The 16649-nt window shown below is 69.4% G+C and carries 16 protein-coding genes and 1 tRNA gene; 14 read left to right on the top strand and 3 right to left on the bottom strand.

From position 1 onward, the window contains the following. Positions 1–55: 55 nt before the first annotated feature. The 8 genes from hfq (at position 56) to LXT12_RS02195 (ending at position 7071) form a co-directional block, all read left to right on the top strand. Positions 56–298, top strand: coding sequence for an RNA chaperone Hfq (gene hfq, locus LXT12_RS02230; RefSeq protein WP_233389024.1), 243 nt, complete (start codon positions 56–58; stop codon positions 296–298). Positions 299–309: 11 nt separating this feature from the next. Continuing rightward, the gene (hflX, locus tag LXT12_RS02225) at positions 310–1539 is read left to right on the top strand and encodes a GTPase HflX (RefSeq protein WP_233389022.1); all 1230 of its coding nucleotides are present in this window, start codon (positions 310–312) and stop codon (positions 1537–1539) included. Between the two features lie 12 nt (positions 1540–1551). Further along, positions 1552–2808: an FtsH protease activity modulator HflK gene (hflK, locus tag LXT12_RS02220; protein ID WP_233389020.1), complete on the top strand. Its 1257-nt coding sequence runs from the start codon at positions 1552–1554 to the stop codon at positions 2806–2808. A 15-nt stretch (positions 2809–2823) separates the two neighbouring features. Continuing rightward, positions 2824–3720 (top strand): protease modulator HflC, encoded by an 897-nt coding sequence (gene hflC / locus LXT12_RS02215; protein ID WP_233389017.1) that lies wholly within the window; start codon positions 2824–2826, stop codon positions 3718–3720. Further along, positions 3717–3899, top strand: coding sequence for a DUF2065 domain-containing protein (locus tag LXT12_RS02210; protein WP_327574103.1), 183 nt, complete (start codon positions 3717–3719; stop codon positions 3897–3899). The genes hflC and LXT12_RS02210 overlap by 4 nt, the downstream gene beginning before the upstream one ends. Positions 3900–3968: 69 nt before the next feature. Then, on the top strand, positions 3969–5132 hold the full coding sequence (locus LXT12_RS02205; protein ID WP_233389016.1) for an ATP phosphoribosyltransferase regulatory subunit: 1164 nt from the start codon (positions 3969–3971) through the stop codon (positions 5130–5132). Positions 5133–5176: 44 nt separating this feature from the next. After that, complete coding sequence (locus LXT12_RS02200) at positions 5177–6511, top strand: adenylosuccinate synthase (RefSeq protein WP_233389014.1); 1335 nt, start codon at positions 5177–5179, stop codon at positions 6509–6511. A 38-nt stretch (positions 6512–6549) separates the two neighbouring features. Then, complete coding sequence (locus tag LXT12_RS02195; protein WP_233389012.1) at positions 6550–7071, top strand: phosphoribosyltransferase; 522 nt, start codon at positions 6550–6552, stop codon at positions 7069–7071. Positions 7072–7334: 263 nt separating this feature from the next. Here the strand turns inward: LXT12_RS02195 and LXT12_RS02190 are convergent. Continuing rightward, positions 7335–7419, bottom strand: a tRNA-Leu gene (locus LXT12_RS02190). 15 nt (positions 7420–7434) lie between these two features. On the opposite strand from LXT12_RS02190, the gene rnr reads away from it, so the two are divergent. Next, positions 7435–9813, top strand: coding sequence for a ribonuclease R (gene rnr / locus LXT12_RS02185; RefSeq protein WP_233389010.1), 2379 nt, complete (start codon positions 7435–7437; stop codon positions 9811–9813). A 21-nt stretch (positions 9814–9834) separates the two neighbouring features. Here rnr and LXT12_RS02180 read toward each other — a convergent pair whose 3' ends face one another. Next, positions 9835–11187 carry an NAD(P)H-hydrate dehydratase gene (locus LXT12_RS02180; RefSeq protein ID WP_233389008.1) on the bottom strand — a complete coding sequence of 451 codons (1353 nt, stop codon included), beginning with the start codon at positions 11185–11187 and terminating at the stop codon, positions 9835–9837. Positions 11188–11228: 41 nt separating this feature from the next. Next, on the bottom strand, positions 11229–12488 hold the full coding sequence (locus tag LXT12_RS02175; protein WP_233389006.1) for an NAD(P)/FAD-dependent oxidoreductase: 1260 nt from the start codon (positions 12486–12488) through the stop codon (positions 11229–11231). 314 nt (positions 12489–12802) lie between these two features. Here LXT12_RS02175 and rpsB point away from each other — a divergent pair, with 314 nt between their 5' ends. The 5 genes from rpsB to uppS all read left to right on the top strand — a co-directional run bounded on the left by rpsB (position 12803) and on the right by uppS (position 16636). Continuing rightward, positions 12803–13549: a 30S ribosomal protein S2 gene (rpsB, locus tag LXT12_RS02170; RefSeq protein WP_233389003.1), complete on the top strand. Its 747-nt coding sequence runs from the start codon at positions 12803–12805 to the stop codon at positions 13547–13549. A 69-nt stretch (positions 13550–13618) separates the two neighbouring features. After that, positions 13619–14512 (top strand): translation elongation factor Ts, encoded by an 894-nt coding sequence (tsf, locus tag LXT12_RS02165; RefSeq protein WP_233389002.1) that lies wholly within the window; start codon positions 13619–13621, stop codon positions 14510–14512. 86 nt (positions 14513–14598) lie between these two features. Next, complete coding sequence (gene pyrH / locus LXT12_RS02160; RefSeq protein ID WP_233388999.1) at positions 14599–15309, top strand: UMP kinase; 711 nt, start codon at positions 14599–14601, stop codon at positions 15307–15309. A gap of 26 nt (positions 15310–15335) precedes the next feature. Beyond that, complete coding sequence (gene frr, locus LXT12_RS02155; protein ID WP_233388998.1) at positions 15336–15896, top strand: ribosome recycling factor; 561 nt, start codon at positions 15336–15338, stop codon at positions 15894–15896. Then, the gene (uppS, locus tag LXT12_RS02150) at positions 15893–16636 is read left to right on the top strand and encodes a polyprenyl diphosphate synthase (RefSeq protein WP_255763418.1); all 744 of its coding nucleotides are present in this window, start codon (positions 15893–15895) and stop codon (positions 16634–16636) included. The genes frr and uppS overlap by 4 nt, the downstream gene beginning before the upstream one ends. Positions 16637–16649: the final 13 nt, after the last annotated feature.

The raw sequence follows: 16649 nt of genomic DNA, 5'->3' as shown, positions 1-16649 counted from the left end.
GCTGTGTTAAGGTCTTACCCGCATCCCCTCCCCCCCGATAACTCGGAGCATACCGATGAGCAACAAAGGCCAACTTTTGCAGGACCCCTTTTTGAACCTGCTGCGCAAAGAGCATGTGCCGGTCTCGATCTATCTGGTCAACGGCATCAAGCTGCAAGGCCACATCGAATCCTTTGACCAGTACGTCGTGCTGTTGCGCAACACCGTGACGCAGATGGTCTACAAGCACGCCATCTCCACCGTCGTGCCCGGCCGCGCCGTCAACTTCCACGCCGGCGACGGCAGCCCCGACGCCTGACGCCCCCACCCTTGTCCGCGTCTTCATCCCCCGCCGCGTCGCCGCCCTCCGAGGCGGCGCGCGCCATTCTTGTGGGTGTCGATTTCGGCCGCCACTCCGCCAAGCAGGGCTTCGACGAAAGCCTCGACGAACTGGCCCTGCTGGCCGAATCGGCCGGCGACACGCCGGTGGCCAAGGTCATCGCCCGCCGCCCCGCCCCCGACGCGGCCCTCTTCGTCGGCTCGGGCAAGGCCGACGAGATCAAGCTCCTCGTGCAGGCCCACCAGGCCCACACGGTGCTGTTCGACCAGGCCATCTCGCCGGCCCAGCAGCGCAACCTCGAGCGCGTCCTCGGCGTGCCGGTGGCCGACCGCACCGCCCTCATCCTCGAAATCTTCGCCCAGCGGGCCAAGAGCCACGAGGGCAAGCTTCAGGTCGAGCTCGCCCGGCTGCAATACCTCGCCACGCGCCTGGTGCGCCGCTGGAGCCACCTGGAGCGCCAGAGCGGCGGCATCGGCATGCGCGGCGGCCCGGGCGAGGCGCAGATCGAGCTGGACCGCCGCATGATCGACGAGCGCATCAAGCAGACCAAGGAACGCCTGAAGCGCGTGCAGCGCCAGCGCGGCACCCAGCGCAAGGCGCGCTCGCGCAACGGCGTCTTCAAGGTCTCGCTGGTGGGCTACACCAACGCTGGCAAGAGCACGCTGTTCAACGCCCTCGTCAAGGCGCGCGCCTACGCGGCCGACCAGCTGTTCGCCACGCTGGACACCACGACCCGCTCGCTCTACCTCGATCAGGCCGGCGCCAGCGTGTCCTTGTCCGACACCGTCGGCTTCATCCGCGACCTGCCTCACAAGCTCGTCGAGGCCTTCCGTGCGACGCTGCAGGAGGCGGCCGACGCCGACCTGCTGCTGCACGTCGTCGACGCGGCCAGCCCGGTGCTGGACGAGCAGATGGTGGAGGTCGAGCGCGTGCTCGAGGAAATCGGCGCCGGCGGCGTGCCGCAGATCCTCGTCTACAACAAGCAGGACCTGCTGCCCGAGGACCAACGCCCGCGGGTGGCCATCGATGCGCTGCTGCGCCCCGGTGCGGGCGAGCCCACGCCGCGGGTCTTCGTCAGCGCCGTCGATGGCAGCGGCCTGGCCGAGTTGCGCGGGCTGATTGCCCAGGCGGTGCAGGCCTCGCACTTGAATGACGAGGCCGATGCCTCACATGCGGACGACGATGGCGACGCCGCCGTCCCTCCAACCGGATCTCACTGACCCCAAGCAGGCATGAGCAGCTCCCTCCACAACCCGCCCCGCGCGCCCTGGCGCCGGCTCCTGCTGACCCCGGTGGCCCGCGTGACCCACGCCCTGGGCCGGCGGCTGCTGAGCAACGGCCGCAACGACGGCCCGCCGGACCTCGACGAACTCTGGCGCGACTTCAACCGCAAGCTCTCGGGCCTGTTCGGCGGCCGCTCCGGCGGCGCCTCGGGCGGTGGGGGCGGCGGCTCCGACATGAAGGGCGCCGGCATCGGCCTGGGCCTCATCGCGGGCGTCGTGGCCCTCGGCTGGCTGGCCAGCGGCTTCTTCATCGTGCAGGAAGGCCAGCAGGGCGTCGTCACGTCCTTCGGCAAGTACAGCAAGACGGTCGAGGCCGGCTTCCAGTGGCGCCTGCCCTATCCCTTCCAGCAGCACGAGATCGTCTCGGTGACGCGGCTGCAGCAGGTCGACGTCGGCCGCAACAACATCGTGGCGGCGACCGGCCTGCGCGACTCCTCCATGCTCACGCAGGACGAGAACATCGTCGACATCCGCTTCATGGTGCAGTTCACCATCAAGGACGCGCGCGACTTCCTCTACGAGAACCGCGACCCCGAGCAGGCCGTGCTGCTGGCCGCGGAGTCGGCCGTGCGGGAGATCGTCGGCCGCAGCACCATGGATTCGGTGCTCTACGAGCAGCGCGACGCCATCGCCACCGACCTCGTCAAGTCCATCCAGACCCAGATCGACCGGCTCAAGGCCGGCATCCAGATCAAGAACGTCAACGTGCAGAGCGTGCAGCCGCCCGAGCAGGTGCAGGCCGCGTTCGAGGACGCCTTCAAGGCCGGCCAGAACAAGGAGCAGACCAAGAACGAGGCCCAGGCCTACGCCAACGAGGTCATCCCGCGCGCCCAGGGCGAAGCTGCCAAGCTGCGCGAGCAGGCCGAGGGCTACCGCGCCCGCGTCGTCGCCACGGCCGAGGGTGACGCCCAGCGCTTCAAGAGCGTGCTGGCCGAATACCAGAAGGCGCCCCAGGTCACGCGCGACCGCCTCTACATCGACGCCATGCAGCAGGTCTACGGCAACGTGAGCAAGGTGATGATCGACAGCCGGGCCGGCTCCAACCTGCTCTATCTGCCGCTGGACAAGCTGCTGCAGCAGGGCGGCAGCAGCGGCAGCGTGACGGTGTCCGCTCCGCAGCCGACCGCCGTGCCCGACGCGCAGGCCCTGCCCAGGACCGATGACCTGCGCAGCCGCGACAACCAGCGCAGCCGCGACGGCCGCTGACCGAGGACCCAACGAATGAACCGTATTGCCGCCATCCTCGCTGGCGCCCTGGTCGCCCTGATGCTGCTCTCGTCGATGCTCTTCATCGTCGACCAACGCCAGGTCGCCGTCATCTACGCGCTGGGCGAGATCAAGGAAGTCATCACCGAGCCGGGCCTGAAGTTCAAGCTGCCGCCGCCGCTGCAGAACGTCGTCATGCTCGATCGCCGCGTCCAGACGCTGGACAGCACCGAGTCGCGCCCCATCTTCACCGCCGAGAAGAAGAGCCTGGTCATCGACTGGCTCATCAAGTGGCGCATCAGCGAGCCGCGCCAGTTCATCCGCAACAGCGGCGCCGACATGCGCAACGTGGAGAACCGCCTCGCGCCCGTCGTGCAGGCGGCCTTCAACGAGGAGGTGACCAAGCGCACCGTCATCGCCGTGCTCGCGAGCGAGCGCGAGAAGGTCATGCAGGACGTGCGCAAGCGCCTGGCCGACGAGGCCAAGCAGTTCGGCATCGACGTCGTCGACGTGCGCATCAAGCGGGTGGACTTCGCCTCGGGCATCACCGACTCGGTCTACCGCCGCATGCAGTCCGAGCGCCAGCGTGTGGCCGCTGAGGCCCGCTCCACGGGTGCTGCCGAGGGCGAGAAGATCAAGGCCGACGCCGACCGCCAGCGCGAGATCATCGTCGCCGAGGCTTTCCGCGACGCGCAGAAGATCAAGGGCGAGGGCGACGCCAAGGCCTCCGCGCTCTACGCCGAGGCCTTTGGCCGCGACCCGGCCTTCGCCCAGTTCTACCGCTCGCTGGAGGCCTACCGCGCCAGCTTCCGCACCAAGAGCGACGTCATGGTGGTGGACCCGAGCAGCGACTTCTTCAAGGCCATGCGCGGCTCCGGCGCAGCCCCTGCCGCCGCTCCGGCGCGCAAGTGAACGAGCTGCTGACGGCCCTGGCGTTGATGATGGTGGTGGAGGGGCTGCTGCCGCTGGCCAGCCCCAAGCGCTGGCGGGAGGTATTCAACCGCATCCTCGCCATGAGCGACGGCCAGATCCGCTTCATCGGCCTGGCCAGCATCGCGATGGGCCTGGTGGGGCTGCTGTTGTTGCGCTGACCCCCTTCACCCCACTTGGGGCGGCAGGCTCCTCGGTACAATGCCGTTTTTAACCGCCTGCCTGCGCCCATGTCCTCTGCTTGGCTGCTGCCCGAGCACATCGCCGATGTCCTGCCTTCGCAGGCGCGCCGCATCGAAGAGCTGCGTAGAGAGCTGCTCGACATGGCCCGCAGCTATGGCTGCGAGCTCGTCATCCCGCCGCTGCTGGAGCACCTCGACTCTCTGCTGTCCGGCACCGGCACCGGCAGCGAGATCAAGCTCTTCAAGCTGGTCGATCAACTGTCCGGCCGGTCGCTGGGCCTGCGCGCCGACACCACGCCCCAGGTCGCCCGGATCGACGCCCACCTGCTGAACCGCCAGGGCGTGACGCGCCTGTGCTACTGCGGCCCCGTGGCCCACACGCTGCCCGACGGGCTCAACACCAGCCGCGAGCCGCTGCAGTTCGGCGTCGAGATCTACGGCCATGCCGGGCTGGAAGCCGACCTGGAGGTGCAGGACCTCGCCCTGGACGCCCTGCGCCGGGCCGGCCTCCAGAACGTCATGCTGGACCTTGGCGACGCCCGCCTGCTGCAGGGCGTGCTCGACGGCATCAAGCTGCCCGCCGAGACGCTGGCGACACTGACGGCCGCGCTGGCCGCCAAGGACATGGGCACGCTGGCCGCGCTGGCCGAGGGCATGCCGGCCGCCGCGCGCGACGCTCTGCTGGCCTTGCCCAGCCTGTTCGGTGGCCGCGAAGTGCTGTCGGAGGCCGCGAGCCGCCTGCCCGCCCACCCGCTGGTCACGGCCGCGCTGGACGACCTCGACCGGCTCGCGGCCCAGCTCACGGCCGTTCATCCTGAGGTCAGCCTGGGCTTCGACCTGGCTGACCTGCAGGGCTACGCCTACTACACCGGCATCCGCTTCGCCGCCTATGCCGAGGGCTGCTCGGACGCCGTGCTGCGCGGCGGGCGCTACGACGAGGTCGGCGCGGCCTTCGGACGCCGCCGGCCGGCCGTGGGCTTCAGCCTCGACCTCAAGACCCTGGTGGGCCTCGTCTCTCCCACGCCGCTGCGCGCCGCCGTGCGTGCGCCCTGGAGCGAGGACGCTTCGCTGCGCCAGGCCGTGCGGGCCCTGCGCGAGCAGGGCGAGACGGTGGTCTGCGTGCTGCCGGGGCACGAGCACGAGGCCGATGAATTCGACTGTGACCGCGAACTGGTTCGCGAGCACGCAGCCTGGGTCGTGCGCGCGCTGTGAGCGCGGCGGCCCCTCCCAAATCCCAAGCAAAGCAGGCACATCAAATGCAAAGCCAAACCGCGCGCGGACGCAATGTGGTCGTCGTCGGCACCCAGTGGGGTGACGAGGGCAAGGGCAAGGTCGTCGACTGGATGACCGACCATGCCCAGGGCGTGGTGCGCTTCCAGGGTGGCCACAACGCCGGCCACACCCTCGTCATCAAGGGCGTCAAGACGGCGCTGCAGCTCATCCCCAGCGGCATCATGCGCGACGGCGTGGCCTGCTACATCGGCAACGGCGTGGTGCTGGACCCGACCCACCTCCTGACCGAGATCGAGCGCCTGGAGGCCGCCGGCGTCGAGGTGCGCTCGCGCCTGTTCATCAGCGAATCCTGCCCGTTGATCCTGCCCTTCCACGTCGCCGTCGACAAGGCGCGCGAGGCCCTGCGCGAGACCAGCGGCAGCGGCAAGATCGGCACGACCGGCAAGGGCATCGGCCCGGCCTACGAGGACAAGGTCGCCCGCCGTGCCCTGCGTGCCCAGGACCTGAAGCACCCCGAGCGCTTCGCCAAGAAGCTGCGCGAGCTGCTTGAGCTGCATAACTTCGCGCTCAAGGGCTATCTGCACGGCGAGGAGCTCGCCTTCGAGCCCATCTTCGAGCAGGCCATGAAGATGGCCGAGGCCATCAAGCCCATGCTGGCCGACGTGGGCTACATGATCCACAAGGCCCACCAGGCCGGCCAGAACATCCTGTTCGAAGGCGCCCAGGGCACGCTGCTGGACATCGACCACGGCACCTATCCCTACGTCACCTCGAGCAACTGCGTGGCCGGCAACGCCGCCGCCGGTGCCGGCGTGGGCCCGCAGATGCTGCACTACATGCTCGGCATCACCAAGGCCTACACGACGCGCGTCGGCTCCGGCCCCTTCCCGACCGAACTCGACTGGGAAGTGCCCGGCACCGTCGGCTACCACCTCTCCACCGTCGGCCAGGAGCGCGGCACGGTCACCGGCCGCGCCCGCCGCTGCGGCTGGCTGGACGCCGCGGCGCTCAAGCGCTCCATCATCATCAACGGCATCACCGGCCTGTGCCTGACCAAGCTGGACGTGCTCGACGGCCTGGCCGAGATCAAGATGTGCGTGGGCTATGAGCTGGACGGCCGGCAGCTCGACATCCTGCCCCTGGATGCCGACGAGATCGAGGCCTGCACGCCGGTTTTCGAGACCTTCCCGGGCTGGACCGAAACCACCTTCGGGATCACCTCCTGGGACGCGCTGCCGGCCAATGCCCGTGCCTACCTCAAGCGGGTCGAGGAGGTCATCGGCGCGCCCATCGACATGGTTTCGACCGGCCCTGACCGCGAGCACACCATCGTGCTGCGCCACCCCTATTCCGCCTGACGCCTGAACACCTCTCAATCCACGGAGACGCCACCACCATGCTGACCGACGACGGCAAACACCTCTACGTGTCCTGGGACGAGTACCACCTGCTCACCGAGCGCCTGGCGCTCAAGGTGCACGCCTCGGGCTGGCAGTTCGACCAGATCCTGTGCCTGGCCCGCGGCGGCATGCGCCCGGGCGACGTGCTGTCGCGCGTCTTCGACAAGCCGCTGGGCATCATGTCCACCAGTTCCTACCGTGCCGAAGCCGGCACCATCCAGGGCCGGCTGGACATGGCCAAGTACATCACCATGCCCAAGGGCGAGCTGGCCGGCCGCGTGCTGCTGGTGGACGACCTCGCCGACTCGGGTGTGACGCTCAAGGCGGTGGTGGAGCGCCTGCGCGGCATGCCCGCCATCACGGAGCTGCGCTCTGCGGTCATCTGGACGAAGAAGGTCTCGGCCTACATGCCGGACTACTACGTCGAGCTGCTGGAGACCTCGCCCTGGATTCACCAGCCCTTCGAGGAGTACGACGGGATGGGGCCGGAGCAGCTGGCGAAGAAGTTCGTCGTTTGATTGGAGTGCTTGTGGCGCGAATCGGAGAAAGCTCGGTTTGTGCCACGACTCGACGAAGCGCCCATCGAGGGCGCGTCGTCGGGGACTCGGTCACGTTCCGCGACCCCGACGGCCGGCCTCGCGCTTGCAAGCGCGAAGCCTTCACCGAGGCGTCGGGCAAGCCGCAGGGCTTGCCCTCGGTCCCCGGTGACGCGTCTTTCGAGTCCTCTCCTGGGCGCCAAAGCAAAAGGCCAGCGCTTTCGCGCTGGCCTTTTGCTTTGATTTGGTGCCCAGGAGAGGACTCGAACCTCCACGGAGTTACCCGCTAGTACCTGAAACTAGTGCGTCTACCAATTCCGCCACCTGGGCAAGGTACTCGAAGCTTTGAATCAAAGCTCTGAGCCGTTTCAGGAAAACCGAGACTATATCATCAAAAACTTGAAGCACACAACCAACGCCCCCGCCGCCGAAGGCGCGGGCCTGCTCGGCGAGATCGAAGGAACACTGCAGGGCCATCGCGACGGCCATGGCTTCCTCATCCCCGACGACGGCTCCGCCGACATCTACCTGCCCGCGCAGGAAACCCAGGCCGTCATGCATGGCGACCGGCTGCGTGTGCGCATCGTCCGCATGGACAAGCGCGGACGCCCCGAAGGCCGCGTGCTGGAGATCCTCGAGCGCAAGAAGCGGCCCATCATCGGCCGGCTGCTGCTCGAGTCCGGCGTGTGGCTGGTCGCGCCCGAGGACCGGCGCATGGGGCAGGACATCCTCATTCCCAAGAACGGCATCGCCAACGCGACGGCCGGGCAGGTGGTGGCCGTCGAGCTGACCGAGCCGCCCTCGCTCTATTCCAAGCCGGTCGGCCGTGTCGTCGAGGTGCTCGGCGAGATCGACGACCCCGGCATGGAGATCGAGATCGCCGTGCGCAAGTACGACGTGCCGCACCGCTTCAGCCCCGAGACGCTGGCGCAAAGCGCCAAGCTCCCCGAGCGGCTGCGCGCCGCCGACCTCAAGCACCGCATCGACCTGCGGGACGTGGCCCTCGTCACCATCGACGGCGAGGATGCCCGCGACTTCGACGACGCCGTCTACTGCGAGCCCTTCAAGCAGGGGCGCGGCAAGAAGGCCTTCGAGGGCTGGCGGCTGCTCGTCGCCATCGCCGACGTTTCCCACTACGTCAAGCCCGGCGAGCCGCTGGACGCCGATGCCTACGAGCGCGCCACCTCCGTCTACTTCCCGCGTCGCGTCATCCCGATGCTGCCGGAGAAGCTGTCCAACGGCCTGTGCTCGCTCAATCCCTACGAAGACCGCCTCAGCATGGTCTGCGACATGCTGGTGTCCACGGACGGCGAGGTCACGGCCTACCAGTTCTATCCGGCGGTGATCTGCTCGCACGCCCGCTTCACCTACACCGAGGTGGCGGCCATCCTCGGCAACACCCACGGGCCCGAAGCCGCCAAGCGCCGCGAGCTGGTGCCCCACCTGCTGCACCTGCACGAGGTCTACCGCGCGCTGCTGGCCGAGAGACAACGGCGCGGCGCCGTCGACTTCGAGACCACCGAGACCCAGATCGTCTGCGACGACAACGGCCGCATCGAGAAGATCGTGCCGCGGGTGCGCAACGAGGCCCACCGCCTGATCGAGGAGGCGATGCTCGCCGCCAACGTGTGCTCGGCCGACTTCATCCTCGGCAGCAAGCACCCCTCGCTGTACCGGGTGCACGAGGGGCCGACGCCCGAGAAGCGCCAGACCCTGCAGGCCTATCTGCGTTCGCTGGGCATCGGCATGGGCCTGTCCGAAGACCCGAGCCCGCGCGAGTTCCAGCAACTGGCCGAAGCCACCAAGGACCGCGCCGACGCCCAGCAAATCCACCAGATGCTGCTGCGCTCCATGCAGCAGGCCATCTACACCGGCACCAACTCCGGCCACTTCGGCCTGGCCTACCCGGCCTACACCCACTTCACCAGCCCCATCCGGCGCTATCCGGACCTGCTCGTCCATCGCGTCATCAAGGCCCTGCTCGGCAACAAGCGCTACACGCTGGATGCCAGCAAGATGAACGTGCCGCAGGCGCCCAAGCGCCCCGGCCGCGCCGCACCGCCCAACCCCGCAGAGGCGCGCAACGAGGGCGAACGCTGGGAGGTCGTCGGCGCGCATTGCAGCGCCAACGAGCGCCGGGCCGACGAGGCCAGCCGCGACGTCGAGGCCTGGCTCAAGTGCCGCTACATGCGCGACCGCCTGGGCGAGGTCTTCGCCGGCACGGTGTCGGCCGTCACGAGCTTCGGGCTCTTCGTGCAGCTCGACGAGCTCTACGTCGAAGGCCTGGTCCACATCACCGAGCTGGGCGGCGAGTATTTCCGCTTCGACGAGGTCCGGCAGGAGCTGCGCGGCGAGCGCACCGGCATCCGCTACGTCACCGGCGCGCGCGTGCAGGTGCAGGTGAGCCGCGTCGACCTCGACGGCCGCCGCATCGACTTCCGCCTCGTGCGCGACGACGAGGAGGCCCGGCTGCTGGCGCGGACGCCGGCTGGGCGGTCCCCCGGCAAGGCGGCGCCCAAGTCGGCGGGCAGGAAGCGCACGCCCAAGACGGCGGTCGAGACGCTGGAGGACGTGCGCCAGGCGGACCGCGACGTCAAGAAGAGCCGCAAGGCCGTGGTTGCCAGCCTGCATCCCGTCAAGGCGGCGCAGCAGGCAGCCAAGCGGGCCGCCACCAAGGCCGCCAAGAAGACGGCTGCCAAGTCCACGCCGCGCAAGCGGCGTTGAGGCCGCCGGCGGACGGTGGCGTCAGGCGTGGCCGGCCAGCCGCTCGACGAGATCGCCCGCCCGCAGGACGCCCGGCACTTCGCCCGCACGGGCGTGGGTGTCCACGCCCGCGCAGGCGATGGCATGGGCGCTGGCGTCCGGCTGCTGGGCCCAGAGCCCGCCCAGCCAGCCGGCCAGCACGTCGCCGCTGCCGGCGGTGGCCAGGGCCGGCCCGCCGCTCGCGCACAAGGCCGGCCGCTCGCGGGGGGAGGCGATGACGCTGCCCGATCCCTTGAGCACGACGGTGCAGGCCAGCCGGTCGGCCAGCTCGCGGGCAGCTCCGAGCCGATCGGCCTGCAGCGCTGCCGTGTCGCGGCCCAGCAGGCGCGCGGCTTCGAGCGGATGGGGCGTCAGCACCGTCGAGCCGACGGGGCGGGCGCGCAGCAGGCCGTGCAGCGCCGGTTCCGCGGCGATGGCGTTCAAGGCGTCGGCATCGATGACCAGCCGTGGCAGGGCCTTCAACAGATGCGGCAGCGCGTCGGCGATGCGCGCACCGGCTCCGCAGCCGACCACGCCCACCGCCTGCGGCAGCACCGTGGCGCGCCCACGCATCAGTTCGGGGCGGCCGGGGTCGGCGGGCTCGTCGTCCGCCACGCCGAGCAACTCGGCGTAGACCCGTCCGGCGCCGCTGGCCAGGGCCGCGCGCGCGGCGAGCCGCGCGGCGCCCTGCATGCCCGGGGCGCCGCCAACGACCACCACCTGCCCGTGGCTGCCCTTGTGGCTGGTGGGGCTGCGCGCCGGTGCAGGCGAGGGGCCGAGCAGGTCGGCCGTCGCCGGCTCGTCGGGGGCGATGCCGAGGTCGTCGAACCAGATCCGGCCGCAGTGGGTCCGGCCCTCGCCGGTGAACAGGCCGGGCTTGAGCGTCAGCAGCGTCAGGGTGTGGTCGGCCCGCACGGCGCGGGCGCCTGCGGGCTGGCCCGTGTCGGCCAGCAGGCCGCTGGGCAGGTCGACCGCCAGGATGGGAGCGCCGCAGGCCTGAAGGGCCGCGAAGGTGGCCAGCATCGCGGCGGTGGGGGCGCGGTTCAGGCCGAGGCCGAGCAGGGCGTCGATGGCCAAGGACGGATGGGTCGGTGCTTCATTGCCGATGTGGACCGGCACCCCCGCTTCGGCCAGGCGCCGGGCCGCCACCCGGCCGTCGCCGCCGTTGTTGCCGGGGCCGCAGGCCACCCAGACGGGACCGTCGCCACGCCGCGTGGCCAGTGCCAGCTTGGCGACCGCCAGGCCGGCGCGCTCCATCAGGTCGGGCGAATGGACGAGGGCACGGGCTTCGATGCGCCGGCTGGCCGCCACGTCGAAGAGGGGCAGGGTTGCGGTCGTGGGCAGCAGGGCGCGCATGCCCGTGAGCTTAGGGCCTGTTGGCCGCCCGGTGGGCGGCTTCAGGCCAGGCGCTGAGGGCCGAGGGTGGTCAGATCCAGGGCATTGGGCTGCCCTGTGATCTGCTGGGCGAGCCATTGCGCGGCGCCGGCCGCCACGCCCCAGCCTCGGCCGCCCGGCGAGAGGTTGAGCCACAGGCCCGCACGGCCGGTGGCGCCGAGTACCGGCAGGCCGTCAGGCGTCACGGCGCGCCGGCTCTGGCCCTGCTGCACCTGCTGGTGCAGCACCGAGCCGGGGAACCAATGCTGCAGGCCCCGATGCAAGGCCTCGAAGTCGGGAATCGTCCGGCCCCCGGTCGAGGTCACGGCCAGGCCGCCGGTCACGCGCACGCGCTGGCCGATGCGCGCGACGGACAGGCCGCGGTCGCCGTCGATCCAGCCCGCCCTGGGGCCAAGGTCGGGATGGGCTTCCAGCACGCGCAGCGGGGCCGTCACCGAACTCTCATGCAATGCGGCCAGGGGCAGACGGCGGCCGAGCAGGGCGGGGGCGTCCAGGCCGTTGCAAAGCACGACGGCGTCGAAGCGCTCGTCCTGCACGCCCACCGCCAGCGGCTGGGTGTCGCTGGCCTCGCGTTCGGCTGTGCCGAGGTCGCGCGCCGGCGCCTCGGGCGGCGGGGTGTATTCGTGGCGCAGGGTCACGGCGGCGCCTTCGGTCGTGATGGCCCTCACCGTGGTGTGGAAGCGGAATCCTGCGCCCAGCCGCTGGGCCTGGTGGCGCAACTGCTGGGCGAAGAGGCGCGCATTGCCGGCGCCGCCCCCGCCGAGGGCCAGGGCACCGGCCAGCGCTGCCTCGCCGCTCAGGCCCGGCTCGCGCCGGCGCGCCTCGTCGGCGTCGAGCAGCTCGACCTGCAGCCCGAGGGCCTGCCAGCCTTCGAGCCGGGCCTGCGCCGCAGCCATGCGCTTGCCGTCGGCAAGGGCCAGCAGCAGGCCGTCGGCGGCTTCGTCGTCCAGGCCGAGGGCATGACGCAGCTCCGCCGTGCGGGCCAGGCCGAACTGGCTCAACGCCGCCAGGGCCGAGGCGCCTTGGCCACCCTGGCGGCCGGCGCGCCAGCGGCGCCAGCGCCAGGCCAGCGGCGCTGGCGGCGGATTGGCGTCGAGCCCGGGCAGGAAGGGGCAGAGCAGGGCGCTGCTCGCGAAGCTGGCCCTTTCGGCCACGCTCCCGCCGCGCTCGAACACCTGCACGCGGCAGCCGAGGGCGGCGAGTTCATAGGCCGTGGCGACGCCTGCGAGCCCGGCGCCCACCACCGCGACGCTGCGGCTCACCGACACACCCGGCAGGCGGTTGCGGGGCTGGAGTCGGCGGGCGCGGCGGCGCAGCGTCGGCTGGGATGGGCCATGGGCTTATGTATACTCAGGGGTTTTGCCGGAGGGTCAGCTTCTTTGGAGCGGTCCATCGCTTCGGCAAAAGACGTTGTGAGGGATGTGGGGCTGAGCTCTTCGGCGCCTGTCTGTCGCAGCGGAATCGCAAACCGGCCACTCAAAGGTGTTGCGGTCTGCAGGCCAGTTGAAACAGGCGTTTCAAGCTGCTGCAGCGCAATTCGGGCCGGATTTTAGACCCAACCTTCGGAGCAAGACCCATGTCTGTCACGATGCGCGAGATGCTGGAAGCCGGCGTCCATTTCGGCCACCAAACCCGCTTCTGGAACCCCAAGATGGCCCCGTATATCTACGGCCATCGCAACAAGATCCACATCATCAACCTCGAGAAGACGCTGCCCGCGTTCAACGAGGCCATGAAGTTCATCCGCCAGCTGTCGGCCAAGCGCGGCACCATCCTGATGATCGGCACCAAGCGCCAGGCCCGCGAGTTCATCGCCGCTGAAGCCCAGCGTGCCGGCATGCCCTACGTCGACCAGCGCTGGCTCGGCGGCATGCTGACCAACTTCAAGACGGTCAAGGGTTCGCTGAAGAACCTGAAGGACATGCAGGCCCAGGTCGAGGCCGGCACCCAGCCCGCCATCAAGAAGGAAGCCCTGCTGTTCCAGCGCGAGATCGCCAAGCTCGAGAAGAACATCGGCGGCATCCAGGACATGACGGCCCTGCCGGACGCCATGTTCGTCATCGACGTGGGCTATCACAAGATCGCCGTGGCCGAGGCCAAGAAGCTGGGCATTCCCGTCATCGGCGTGGTCGACACCAACCACTCGCCCGAGGGCATCGACTACGTCATCCCCGGCAACGACGACTCCGCCAAGGCCGTGGCCCTGTACGCCCGCGCCGTGGCTGACGCCGTGCTCGAAGGCAAGGCCAACGCCACCGCCGACGTGCTGGCCGCCGTCGCTCCCGCCGGCGACGAGTTCGTCGAGGTTTCCGAAGAGGCCTGAGCCCCTTCCGCCCTGCATCTGAAAGGGGCCGTCATGGCCCCTTTTGCCAACCGAAATCTGGAGAGAGAAATGGCTGCAATCACTGCAAGCATGGTGGGCGAGCTGCGCGCCCGCACCGACGCCCCGATGATGGAGTGCAAGAAGGCCCTGACCGAGGCCGACGGTGACCTGACCCGCGCGGAAGAGATCCTGCGCGTCAAGCTGGGCAACAAGGCCGGCAAGGCCGCCTCGCGCATCACCGCCGAAGGCGTGGTGTCGTCCGCCGTCGTCGGCGGCAACGGCGCCCTGATCGAAGTCAACTGCGAGACCGACTTCGTCTCCAAGAACGACGCCTTCCTGGCCTTCGTCGGCGCGCTGGCCGGCCTGGTCGCCGAGCACAACCCGGCCGACGTGGCCGCCCTGTCGGCCCTGCCGCTGTCGCAGGAAGGCTTCGGCCCGACGGTGGAAGACGTGCGCAAGGGCCTGATCGGCAAGATCGGCGAGAACATGACCATCCGCCGCTTCGTGCGCTACGCCGACACCAAGCTGGCCGCCTACCTGCACGGCACCCGCATCGGCGTGCTGGTGGAGTTCGACGGCGACGCCGTTGCCGCCAAGGACGTGGCCATGCACATCGCCGCCATGAAGCCGGCTGCGCTGTCGGGCGCCGACGTGCCGGCCGAACTGGTCGCCAAGGAGCGCAAGATCGCCGAAGAAAAGGCGGCCGAATCCGGCAAGCCGGCCGACATCGTCGCCAAGATGGTGGAAGGCTCGGTGCAGAAGTTCCTGAAGGAAGTCAGCCTGCTCGACCAGGTCTTCGTGAAGGCCGCGGACGGCAAGCAGTCCGTCGGCGCCTACCTGAAGTCGGCCAACACCACCGTCAAGGGCTTCACGCTCTACGTCGTGGGCGAGGGCATCGAGAAGAAGGTCGACGACTTCGCGGCCGAGGTGGCCGCCCAGGTGGCGGCTGCAAAGGGTCAGTAAAGACCGTTGCAAATGACAAGGGCGCCAAGTTGGCGCCCTTTAAACTTCCGGGCCACGAAAGGCCCCCCGAATTTCCGAGGACACCCATGCCCGCGTACAAGCGCATCCTGCTCAAACTCTCCGGCGAAGCCCTGATGGGCGACGACGCCTACGGCATCAACCGCGCGACCATCGTGCGCATGGTGCAGGAGGTCCGCGAGGTGACGCAGATGGGCGTGGAGGTGGCGGTGGTCATCGGCGGCGGCAATATCTTCCGCGGCGTGGCCGGCGGCTCGGTCGGCATGGACCGCGCCACGGCCGACTACATGGGCATGCTGGCCACGGTGATGAACTCCCTCGCCCTGGCCGACACCATGCGCCAGGAAGGCATGACGGCCCGCGTGATGTCGGCCATCGCCATCGAGCAGGTCGTCGAGCCCTATGTGCGGCCCAAGGCGCTGCAGTACCTGGAAGAGGGCAAGGTTGTCGTCTTCGCGGCCGGCACCGGCAATCCCTTCTTCACGACCGACACCGCCGCCGCGCTGCGCGGCGCCGAGATCGGCGCCGAGATCGTGCTCAAGGCCACCAAGGTCGACGGCGTCTACACCGCCGACCCCAAGAAGGACCCCGAGGCCAAGCGCTATTCGCGCATCAGCTTCGACGAGGCCATCACGCGCAACCTGCAGGTCATGGACGGCGCCGCTTTCGCGCTGTGCCGCGACCAGAAACTGCCGATCAAGGTGTTCAGCATCTTCAAGCCGGGCGCGCTCAAGCGCGTCGTGCAGGGCGAGGACGAAGGCACCCTGGTCCACGTCTGACGCCAACTTTCTCCGAGAGACAGATCATGAGCACCGCTGACATCAAGAAGAATGCCGAGGCCAAGATGGCCAAGTCCGTCGAGGCGCTGAAGAACGAACTGCACAAGATCCGCACGGGTCGCGCCCACCCGGGCATCCTCGACCAGGTCCACGTCGACTACTACGGGTCCCAGGTGCCCATCAGCCAGGTCGCCAACGTCAGCCTGCTCGACGCCCGCACCATCTCCGTGCAGCCCTGGGAAAAGGGCATGGGCGCCAAGATCGAGAAGGCCATCCGCGAGAGCGACCTCGGCCTGAATCCCTCGGCCCAGGGCGACCTGATCCGCGTGCCCATGCCGCCGCTGACCGAGGAGCGCCGCAAGGAGCTGACCAAGGTTGTGCGCAACGTCGGCGAGGACGCCAAGGTGGCCGTGCGCAACCTGCGCCGCGACGCCAACGAGCAGGCCAAGAAGCTGCTCAAGGACAAGGAGATCGGCGAGGACGAGGAGCGCCGCAGCCTCGACGAACTCCAGAAGCTCACCGACAAGGTGATCGCCGAGATCGACAAGCTCGTCTCGGCCAAGGAAGCCGAGATCCTCGCGGTTTGAGCGCGCTCCCCACCGTGGCGCAAGACCGTCCCGCGCCGCCGCGCCACGTCGCCATCGTCATGGATGGCAACGGCCGCTGGGCCAAGAAGCGCTTCCTGCCGCGCTTCTTCGGCCACAAGGCCGGCGTGGACAGCTTGGTCAAGATCGTCCAGGCCTGCATCGACCGCGACATCGAGCACCTCACCGTCTTCGCCTTTTCCAGCGAGAACTGGAAGCGCCCGAGCGACGAGGTCTCGGGCCTGATGGGCTTGGTGCTTGCCGCCGTCAGCCGCTACCTGGCCAAGATGGGCGCCATGGGCGTGCGCATCCGCATCGTCGGCGACCGCGACGCGGTGTCCGACAAGCTGCGCAATGCCTGGAACGAGGCCGAGACGAGCACGGCGCACAACTCCAAGCTCACACTCAACGTCGCCTTCAACTACGGCGGTCGCTGGGACATCGTGCAGGCCTGCCGCAAGGCCATCGCCGCCGGCCTCAAGCCTGAGGAGCTGACCGAAGCCGCGCTGTCGGGCTTCATGGCCATGGCCCATGCGCCCGACCCCGACCTCTTCATCCGCACGGGCGGCGAGGTGCGCATCAGCAACTTCCTGCTCTGGCAGGTGGCCTACACCGAGTTCGTCTTCTCCGACTGCCTCTGGCCCGAGTTCGGCGAGCGCGAGCTCGACGCGGCCATCGCCGCCTTCCATGAACGCGACCGCCGCTTCGGGGGCGTGAAAGACGCCGCCAGCGCGGCGGCCTGAGGCCGAGGTCCGC

This window comes from Pelomonas caseinilytica (genome assembly GCF_021353235.1).
GTDB classification, from domain to species: domain Bacteria; phylum Pseudomonadota; class Gammaproteobacteria; order Burkholderiales; family Burkholderiaceae_C; genus Pelomonas; species Pelomonas caseinilytica.
Note: the sequence above shows the minus strand (reverse complement) of the source record. Positions and strands in the feature narration are given on the sequence as shown.

Bases quoted from the DNA above. Each gene is read 5' to 3' on its own strand.
- LXT12_RS02200 (WP_233389014.1), top strand. From the start codon at position 5,177: ATGCAAAGCCAAACCGCGCGCGGACGCAATGTGGTCGTCGTCGGCACC.
- hfq (WP_233389024.1), top strand. From the start codon at position 56: ATGAGCAACAAAGGCCAACTTTTGCAGGACCCCTTTTTGAACCTGCTG.
- hflC (WP_233389017.1), top strand. From the start codon at position 2,824: ATGAACCGTATTGCCGCCATCCTCGCTGGCGCCCTGGTCGCCCTGATG.
- hflK (WP_233389020.1), top strand. From the start codon at position 1,552: ATGAGCAGCTCCCTCCACAACCCGCCCCGCGCGCCCTGGCGCCGGCTC.
- LXT12_RS02180 (WP_233389008.1), bottom strand. From the start codon at position 11,187: ATGCGCGCCCTGCTGCCCACGACCGCAACCCTGCCCCTCTTCGACGTG.
- frr (WP_233388998.1), top strand. From the start codon at position 15,336: ATGAGCACCGCTGACATCAAGAAGAATGCCGAGGCCAAGATGGCCAAG.
- tsf (WP_233389002.1), top strand. From the start codon at position 13,619: ATGGCTGCAATCACTGCAAGCATGGTGGGCGAGCTGCGCGCCCGCACC.
- LXT12_RS02205 (WP_233389016.1), top strand. From the start codon at position 3,969: ATGTCCTCTGCTTGGCTGCTGCCCGAGCACATCGCCGATGTCCTGCCT.
- pyrH (WP_233388999.1), top strand. From the start codon at position 14,599: ATGCCCGCGTACAAGCGCATCCTGCTCAAACTCTCCGGCGAAGCCCTG.
- LXT12_RS02195 (WP_233389012.1), top strand. From the start codon at position 6,550: ATGCTGACCGACGACGGCAAACACCTCTACGTGTCCTGGGACGAGTAC.
- rpsB (WP_233389003.1), top strand. From the start codon at position 12,803: ATGTCTGTCACGATGCGCGAGATGCTGGAAGCCGGCGTCCATTTCGGC.